Origin of the sequence: Palleronia sp. (genome assembly GCF_042089775.1) — a bacterium.
Lineage (GTDB): Bacteria > Pseudomonadota > Alphaproteobacteria > Rhodobacterales > Rhodobacteraceae > Palleronia.
In genome coordinates this window covers 36,231-44,971 of the sequence record NZ_JBELKF010000024.1, presented here as the reverse complement: position 1 = coordinate 44,971, position 8,741 = coordinate 36,231, and the positions used below count along the sequence as shown (strand labels likewise).

Sequence of the window (8,741 nt, the reverse complement as noted above, 5' to 3'; positions counted from 1 at the left end):
GGCGCAGAGCTGTTGTCGCGGCGCTGGGGCCGTAGGCCGCGCTCCGGGCGTTCAGCCAAGGCACGTCCGACCCGAGCGCCAAACAGGCTTCTCCCGATCGCATCAGATGATGCTGCGCACTGCCCTCGCCGCTGCCTCGATTTCGGCTTCGGAATTTCGGATGCTCGGGGTCAGACGGACATGCGCACTGGGATAGGGCGCGACCGACGCAACGACGGATCTCGAGCGGAGCCGCGAAACGACTTCCTCCGGCTCCAATCCCTCCACGTCAAAACAAACGATGCCGGCCGAGAGGCCCGGTTGCCGCGGGGTCACGACCGAAACGCCGCGAATCCCGGCAAGCGCATCCTTCAGGTCTCCTGCCAGCGTATGGGTACGTTCCGCGACCCGCGCGCGACCGATCTCCTCGTGCAGGGCGAAAGCCTCGGCGAGCGCCCAGCGATGCTCGAAGTCCTTGAACCCGCCGGGTGTCAGTGTGCGCCCGTTGTTCGAAAGCGCGTAGTCTTCGCCAGCGTACCAGCGGGAAAAGACGCGGGCATCGTCGAAGGTCGGGACGATGGGCCGAACCGCGCCAAGCCCTCGCTCGCTTATCGCTGCGATGCCGGTTCCGCGTGGGCCGAACAGCCATTTGTGGCAGCCTGCCATCAGGAAATCGACGCCGAGATCGAAGAAGCTGTCGGTCTCCACCCCGAACCCGTGAACCGCGTCGAGGCCGAAGAGGACGTGATCCTGTTCGTCGCGCCCGGCATTGATCTCTTGCAGGGCCACCGCGATGCTGCCGACGGGAATCTTCAAGCCAGTGCTCGAGTGAACCCAAGTCAGCGCCAAAAGCCGGGTTTCGGGACGGATCGCATCGACGATACGCTGCACGATGCCGCCATCGGTGGCTTCGGAGATGTCATCGAACAGCGAAATGCGCCGCTCGGTTGCACCGGTGGCGTCGGTCAAGTGGCGCAGCGACTCGTGCGTGACGTAGTAGTCCTCGTCCGTCGTCAGCACTTCCTGCCCAGGCCCCACCTTCAGCCCCGTATAGATGAGGCCGACGCCCATCGTCGTGCTGTCTGTCAGAGCCACATGCGCCGGATGCATCCCGAGATAGCTGGCGGCGGCGGCGCGGCTTGCTTCGGTGAGGCGCGTTCCGTTCTCTTCTAGATATGCGACCGGATCCGCATCCAAGGCATCTCGGTGACGGCCGATTGCCTCGCGCACCGGCGCGGGATGCGAAGTGATGAGCATCGTGCTCATGTGAATCTTGTCCGGGACGAGCTCGAATAGGGCACGAACGCTGCTCCAGTCGCCGAGCGAGGGGACCTGAGCATGTAGGCTCGGCGGTCGCGCCGTCGCAGCCGCACCTGCCGCCGCTACGATCCCAAGGGCGGTGCGTCGTGATACCGACATTCATACACTTCCTGCTGACGTTGCCACCCAACGGGATCAAGGTGCAGGGGTTCCCAAGAGTTCACAATCAGAACGTGTGTAGGGGTGGGATTCTCCGCCGTGGTTTAGCGATCGATTGATCGACACGCGCTCTGCGATCATCTGCCCCCCGGAATATCGGCCCGGAACAGCATCCGCGAAATGCGGTCGCGTCATTCACGAAGATCCGCTACCGAGCGCCTCGCGGTATGGGCGGGCGGGGCTGATGCAGCGCATCCGGAAGATTGATCATACGATCAACTTGGGCCCACTCCGAAGCACTTGTATCGCTCTACAGTGCGTCTTCCCCAAGCACCCGCTGCTTACTTTCTCGCAGCAGTCGGCATATCCGGCCATTGCCGACTGGCCCATCGATAACGTCGCGGGCCTGCGCCACAGTTGGCGGTGCGCCGGTCTGACGATGGTAATTGTCGATCGCACCGAGAACGTCTGAATCGCTGAGTGTGCGGCGCTTCGCCATGTCATTATCCTCTCTATCACTGCAGCACACCGGCACTGGCTGATTGAAGGCCGTGTTGCGATGTGGGATTCTCCCTTCCCTATACGAAGAGCCAATGCCGAGACGTCCAGCGGGAGGTGATCTGACACACGCCCCCCAGACTGGAGTTGCATAAAGCGCAGGGCGAAGCCGATCACGACTATTGTTGCGGCCGCTGGCGTGACTGCTGGGCGCGCCCGGTTACTGCATTTAACGATGCGGCTGCGGCATCGGCGAGCCGGTGTGGATCCAGTTCTGTCAGCGCGTCGGCCCTCTTGCGCCACCGTCCGCCGACCATGACCGCTTCAACATTGCCGGGCGACGCGGAATAAACGAGCAGCGCCGACGGATCGTCGTTCATGGGGCCCATGTTCACCGCATCCGTGTTCACGAGGATCAGGTCTGCCGCCTTGCCCCGCTCGATTGATCCGATCCGGTCGGACAGACCGGCTGTCCGGGCACCGCCGATCGTCGCCAGTTCAACCAGCCGCCGCGGCAGCACGGCAAGCTCATCGCCGCTCGCCCCGGCTTCCACGTTATGCAGCATTCGCATGACCGCAAACATGTCTGGTGCCCCGGCCAGTGCGCCGTGGATGCCGAGTGCAAGAGAATTATCAATCGGGTCGTAGTCGGATACTCGCGTCAGTCCGAATCCTACACGCTGCTCCGTTATCGGGGTCAACGAATATACCCGCACCGGCCTGCGCGACGGTCGCAAGAAGTTTGGGTGGCGCGTTCGTTGCGTGGATCAGCAGCATGTCCGGTCCGAGTAACTCGCTCTCGACCAGCCACGCCAACTGCGAAACTCCGTTCGACCCGCTGATATGGGACGAGATCGGCAAGCCAAGGTCGCGCGCAACCACGAGCTCATCAAGCGCCCGCGCCTTCGCCGCGTCCGACGCATCCTGCGGTGGCACGCGCCAGCCGAAGGCCAGTTCAACAAGACCTTCATCTTGGAATTGAGACCTTTCAGTGAGAGTGCGGAGGTGGTCGAGGTCGACGTAGTTCTCGGGCGGGAGGGCGTCGTGCCCGGTATAGTGGACGCGCGCGCGCGTCCCTGAATCGACGAGCGCCGACAGCGCGGCGTCTGCGTCTGCCGGATGTTGTCGCAATAGGGGAACGTGGTCGTGATCCCTGCGTCGAGGTTCCCGGCTGCTCCGAACAGCGTGCCGACCCGCATGTCCTCCGGCTGGTAGCGCGCGCCCAGCCGTTCGACGAGCGGAAAGTAAGCCGTCGTCGCAGACCGGCTGAACAGGCCGCGCATCTGCGACAGCCACAGATGCGTGTGCGTGTCGACGAAGCCGGGGAGGAGGATCTTTCCCTCACCGGATACGACCTCCGCCTCCGGCGAGGTCACCCCTGCCCCGATAGCGGCGATGCGGCCATCCTGCACGAGCACATCGGCTGCGGGCAGATCCCCCTCTGGCCCCAGGGTCATACGTATGCACCGCGGATCAGGATCGGCGGAGCCGCAGATTGTGCCCGGAGAGGCACTGCGGCGGCACTGGCCAGTCCGCCCAAAACCGTGCAGCGGGTCACATCGATCATTGTGACCCCGCCGCGGCAATCAGTGCATCTGCGGATACCGTGCCAAGCAGGTTTGTGCCCTCGTCAATGGGGTCGAAGATGGCCAGGGCACCCTCAGGGAGAACCGTATCGGGAAAATCCAGCCCCGTGACCATTTCCAACGGCGTCCGATGCCCGACAAGCAGAAGGTTCGTTCCCTCCGGGGGCTCCGTGGCGAGCAGACTGCCGGTCGCGGCGATCGTCTCTTGCAGAGCGCCGCCTGCGTAATCATCGGCTACGAGATCCATCGTCACCTCAAGGCTTCCATGTCCGAAGGCAAGCTCGGCCGTGTCTCTGGCGCGATAGACGGGGCTGACGAGAATACGCGCGAACTCAATGCCGAGCGAACTGAATGCCTTTCCGAGCTCTTGCGCCTGAACGCGCCCCGCCGCCGATAGATTGCGCTGGCCCGCCCTGTCGTTCAGGCGGCCCGTGTCGGTCTGCGAGTAATCCGTCTCGGCGTGCCGTAAGAAGACCACGGTCTCCCCGTGCTGCATGCGCTCGATCAGTTCTTCCTGTGCAGAGGCGGAGCTGCTGCACGCCAGCATGAGAAATCCAGCAACACCCATTCTACGCGTATAGGAATGGACCATCCCGGGGGTCCTTCCCAATTCAACCGCCGGCGTCGCGGAAACCACTCTTGCACAATGCACGGGTGACTGGGCGGTTCCGGAGCCGCCAGATCGCCGCCACGGAGCAGCCGACGCGCAGGTCGCGCGCAGAAGTGCCTCTGTGCAAGGAACGCGCTTATGGTATCAATGTGGACGCGCGCCCGATCAACAGTCGTTAGTAGCGCCAGAACCAAGCCCAGCCGCCTCGCCTGTCCAGAACGTGGGGTCGACAGAGGTCGACGAGGCGGAATGGATCAGGACGAAGGGTGTCGTTCGGTCCGAGGACACCATTCCTGGAAACGTGCTTGCGCCTCTGCATTCGGCCCCCACCGCGCTGCAGCGCCTGAGGCTCTTGATCTGCGCGGGAATCTGGCGCGGCCATAGATCACGATGCGTATTACTGGCTTCGACCTTTACCTGCCGCCTCCGCGCATCAACTCTAAGGCGTCAGGCACGGCCGTAGCGGCTCGATCCGGATCCGGGGTCGGCCCTACGCAGATGGACCCGCTCACCGCGCTTCCCGATCCGTGCCCCCGATGAGGAAAGGTGACGCATCATGTCTAGACAACGCAACCGATCCAGCCGCGCCCCGCAAAAGGATCAAGGCGTCAGCCGGCGCAATTTCCTCGCCGGGAGTGCCACCGCAAGCGCCTCTGCCTTCGGCCAGTTCGCGGCTGGCGCGCAGGAAGCCGCCGCGCAGTCTGCTGCTACAGGCACCGACGGGCTGGTGCGCACCACGATCACCATCAACGGGACGGAACACGCGCTGTCCCTCGATCCGCGTATGACCGTCCTCGACCTCCTCCGCGAGCAGCTCGACCTGACGGGGACAAAGGTGGGCTGCAACCACGGCCAGTGCGGCGCCTGCACGGTTCTGCTCGACGGTGTGCGCGTGAACTCCTGCTTTGTCCTGGCGGCGGCGGCGGACGGCAAGTCTGTGGTCACGGTGGAAGGACTGGCCGACTCCAATGCAGAGCTTCACCCGATGCAGGCGGCCTTCATCGAAGAAGACGGGTTTCAGTGCGGCTATTGCACGCCGGGGCAGATCGTCTCCGCCATCGGCTGCGTGATGGAGGGACACGCAGGTTCCGAAGCGGAGATCAGCGAATACATGTCCGGCAACCTGTGCCGCTGCGGCGCCTACAAGGGCATCGTCAGCGCCGTGGAGCGCGCCCGCGACGAGACGCGCGAGATCGGCCTGGCCGCGCTGACGGAGGGCGAGCGATGATCCCCTTTACCTACAACGCCCCCGGCTCGATCGACGAGGCGGTCGCCACCGTCGATCCGATGGGGCCGGCTGGCCAGGGTGGCGCCTTCCTTGCCGGCGGCACCACGATGCTGGACCTGATGAAGCTGACGGTCGTCAGTCCTCCTTCGCTGACCGACATCCAGAAGCTCGGCCTCGACGAGATCGTGCAGGAAGGCGACCAGGTTCATCTTGGCGCGCGGGTGACCATGGCCCAGGCGGCAGAGCATCCCCTCTTGCGTGACGGGGCGCCGGTCCTATCGGAGGCCCTTTGGAAAGCGGCCAGCCCGCAGCTGAGGAATGTCGCCACGCTTGGGGGCAACGTCCTGCAGCGCACCCGTTGCCCCTATTTCCGCGACAATGTCTCGCCCTGCAACAAGCGCGAGCCGGGGTCGGGCTGTGCGGCGATCGGCGGGATAAACCGCCTGCTGGCCGTGCTCGGCACGTCCGAAAACTGCATCGCCAGCTATGCCGGCGACTTTGCCAACGCGCTGATCCTGTTCGACGCGGTGGTCGAGACGGAGCGCCCCGATGGCGGCCGCGACATCGCCTTTGACGCGCTGCATCTGCTGCCGCAGGATCACCCCGAACGCGAGACCGTGCTGGAAGATGACGAGCTGATCACAGGGTTCCGCCTGACCGTGCCGGAATGGGCACGGCGCTCGCGCTATATCAAGGTGCGCGACCGTGAATCCTACGCCTTCGCCCTGACCTCGGCCGCAGTCGCGCTCGACATGGACGGCGACACCGTGCGCGAGGCGCGCGTGGCCGTCGGGGGCGCCGCCACGGTGCCCTGGCGCGCCGAGGCGGTCGAGGATTTCCTTGCCGGTCAGGCCCTGACCGAAGAGGTGGCGATGGAGGCCGGGCGCATCGCGTTCGAGGGCGCGCAGGGCTATGAGCACAACGCCTTCAAGATCCCGCTCGGCCAGAGGACCGTCGCCAAGGCGCTTCTCGACGTGGCGGCGATTGATCAGACACCGACCGGCGGAGGGAGCGAGTGATGGCTAGGATCGGCAATCCGCATGATCGCATTGACGGCAGGATCAAGGTGACCGGAGACGCCCGCTATGCGGCCGACTTCGCCGTGCCCAATCCGCTTTACGGCCATCTGGTGATCTCCACGATCGGCAAGGGCCGGATCACCGGCATCGACGACAGGGCTGCGCGCGCGGTGCCCGGTGTGCGCGCGATCTATACGCACCTGAACCAGCCGAACCTCCAGCCCGCCGGGTTCTTCGGCTCGGGCCAAGGTCAGGCACAGCAGAGCTGGCGCCCCCTCGCCGGGCCCGACGTGAAGTTCTACGGCGAAATCATCGGCATGGTCGTCGCCGAATCCATCCTGTCGGCACGTCAGGCCGCAGCCGTACTCGGCGTCTCTTACGAGGCCGAGGACCCCGCGGCGATCATCGATGCCCCCGGCGTGACGGTCGAACAGCTGCCGGATGTCGGGATCTCGGTCGGCGATGTCGAGGCTGGCATGGCCGACGCGGCGCACACCGTGTCGCAGTCCTACGAGACGGCGCCCAACACCCACAACGCCATGGAGCTCTTCGCCACGACTGCACACTGGGAGGGCGAGAACCTGACGGTCTACGTCCCCAGCCAATGGGTGAAGGGGTTCCAGATCGGCCTGGCCGGCAATCTCGGCATAGACCCGCAGCGCGTCAGGGTGCTGAGCCCCTATGTCGGTGGCGGCTTCGGCGGCAAGGGGACGCTGTTCACCTGGACGGCCCTCGTCGCTGCGGCCGCGCGCGACATGAAGCGGCCGGTCAAGCTATACGTCACGCGCGAACAAGGGTTCACCGTCGCATCGTTCCGCGCCGAGACGCGGCAGGACGTGCGGGTCGGCGCCGGCGAGGACGGGCTGATCACCACATTCGCGCATAGTGGCCGGGAGCTGAGCTCGCGCCCCGACACCTATTTCGTGAACGGTGCCGAGAACACGACTCGCATGTACCGCGCGGACAACATCCAGACGAGCGTCTCGGTCGTCCATGCGGACCGGCAGACGCCCGGCTTCATGCGCGCGCCCCCGGAAACGCCCTATTTCTTCGCGCTTGAGTCAGCCATCGACGAACTGGCGCGCGGAATGAACATGGACCCGGTGGAGCTGCGCATCCGCAACGACGTCGATCACGACCCCGTCCGCGGCGTGCCCTTCACCTCGCGGTCGCTTGTGGAGTGCTATCGGCAGGCAGGAGACGCGTTCGGTTGGTCGAACTATACGCCCGAGGTCGGTTCTATGGCTGATGGCGACGAACTGATCGGCTGGGGCGTCGCGACCTCGACCTATCCGACGCAGATGGCGCCTTGTGCGGTGCGCGTGTCGCTCGATGTCACGGGCGAGGCGCGGGTGCAGGTGGCAAGCCACGATCTTGGCACGGGCGCTTATACAGTGTTCGCCCAGGCGGTTCACGAGAAGCTGGGCGTCCCGGTGGAGAGGATTCGGGTCGAGCTTGGCGACAGCCGCCTGCCGCCGGGCACGATTGCGGGCGGGTCAGTCTCGACCGCGTCGAACGTCTCGGCGATCGGTCTTGCCTGCGACCGAATCCTTCAGCGTCTCGGAGCCCAGGGAGGGCAGCTTGAGGTTGAAGCCGCGTTCGAGAGCTACGGGCAGACCGGGATCGAGGAATATGCAGAATGGATCCCACCGGCGGTCAGCGGTGGCGGGCGCGGCTCGCTGCACGCCGGCGGGGTCCAGATCGTCGGCGGCCCCGAAGAAAGCTATGCCGCCTTCGCCTTCGGCGCCCAATACGTCGAAGTTCGGATCAACCGCTTCACGCGCGAAATTCGCGTGCCCCGCATCGTCGGAGCCTTCGCCGCCGGCCGAATCATGAACGAGAAGACCGCTCGCTCACAGTATCTCGGCGGCATGGTCTGGGGCATCGGGCATGCTCTGCTTGAGGTGTCCGAGGTGGATCCGCGAACCGGCGCCTACATGAACGACAACATCTCGGAATATCTTGTTCCAGTGAACGCCGACATTCAGCAGATCGACGCGATCCTGGTTCCCGAGGTTGATACCAAGGTGAACCCGGCCGGGGTGAAAGGGATAGGCGAAATCGGCATCGTCGGCACCGCCGCCGCCATCGCCAATGCCGTTTATCACGCAACTGGCATCAGGGTCCGCAAGACCCCGATCCATATCGAGGACATCCTGCCGACCGCATGACGCCTTGCATGGGGAAGAGGAGGAAGCCGCGCACTTCGCCTTGTTTATCTAACACCTGCGCCAAGTCTGGGGCGGGTCACGCGATCCGCTCCCTGTCCAGAGAACGCATGAGGCTCGGAGCGAACAAAACTGGAGCGACGATGCACGTAGCCGTGGATGCGCCGGACCGCTGCGATACACCAGCGCGCCTTCGGCACTCTCACGCAGCATTTGTCATCAATCTGCTCACCG

The 8,741-nt window shown here is 64.9% G+C and carries 8 protein-coding genes; 3 read left to right on the top strand and 5 right to left on the bottom strand.

Features of this window, described 5'->3' with window-relative positions; genetic code table 11:
* Window positions 1–102: 102 nt before the first annotated feature.
* The 5 genes from ACFDS3_RS08550 to ACFDS3_RS08530 form a co-directional block, all read right to left on the bottom strand.
* Entirely contained in the window at window positions 103–1,245 is a 1,143-nt protein-coding gene (locus tag ACFDS3_RS08550) for an aminotransferase class V-fold PLP-dependent enzyme (protein ID WP_375261929.1), read from the bottom strand.
* Between the two features lie 463 nt (window positions 1,246–1,708).
* Window positions 1,709–1,897: a hypothetical protein gene (locus ACFDS3_RS08545; RefSeq protein ID WP_375261928.1), complete on the bottom strand. Its 189-nt coding sequence runs from the start codon at window positions 1,895–1,897 to the stop codon at window positions 1,709–1,711.
* A 178-nt stretch (window positions 1,898–2,075) separates the two neighbouring features.
* Window positions 2,076–2,597 carry an amidohydrolase family protein gene (locus ACFDS3_RS08540; protein WP_375261927.1) on the bottom strand — a complete coding sequence of 174 codons (522 nt, stop codon included), beginning with the start codon at window positions 2,595–2,597 and terminating at the stop codon, window positions 2,076–2,078.
* Window positions 2,598–2,663: 66 nt separating this feature from the next.
* Window positions 2,664–3,353, bottom strand: a complete 690-nt coding sequence (locus ACFDS3_RS08535; RefSeq protein WP_375261926.1) for a hypothetical protein — start codon at window positions 3,351–3,353, stop codon at window positions 2,664–2,666.
* Window positions 3,354–3,459: 106 nt separating this feature from the next.
* On the bottom strand, window positions 3,460–4,074 hold the full coding sequence (locus ACFDS3_RS08530) for a histidine phosphatase family protein (RefSeq protein ID WP_375261925.1): 615 nt from the start codon (window positions 4,072–4,074) through the stop codon (window positions 3,460–3,462).
* 574 nt (window positions 4,075–4,648) lie between these two features.
* Here ACFDS3_RS08530 and ACFDS3_RS08525 point away from each other — a divergent pair.
* The 3 genes from ACFDS3_RS08525 to ACFDS3_RS08515 are packed head-to-tail and all read left to right on the top strand — an operon-like array spanning window position 4,649 to window position 8,510.
* Window positions 4,649–5,320 carry a (2Fe-2S)-binding protein gene (locus ACFDS3_RS08525; protein WP_375261924.1) on the top strand — a complete coding sequence of 224 codons (672 nt, stop codon included), beginning with the start codon at window positions 4,649–4,651 and terminating at the stop codon, window positions 5,318–5,320.
* Window positions 5,317–6,339 (top strand): FAD binding domain-containing protein, encoded by a 1,023-nt coding sequence (locus ACFDS3_RS08520; protein ID WP_375261923.1) that lies wholly within the window; start codon window positions 5,317–5,319, stop codon window positions 6,337–6,339. Before ACFDS3_RS08525 ends, ACFDS3_RS08520 begins: the two co-directional genes overlap by 4 nt.
* The gene (locus tag ACFDS3_RS08515) at window positions 6,339–8,510 is read left to right on the top strand and encodes a xanthine dehydrogenase family protein molybdopterin-binding subunit (protein WP_375261922.1); all 2,172 of its coding nucleotides are present in this window, start codon (window positions 6,339–6,341) and stop codon (window positions 8,508–8,510) included. Before ACFDS3_RS08520 ends, ACFDS3_RS08515 begins: the two co-directional genes overlap by 1 nt.
* The last annotated feature ends 231 nt before the right edge of the window (window positions 8,511–8,741 follow it).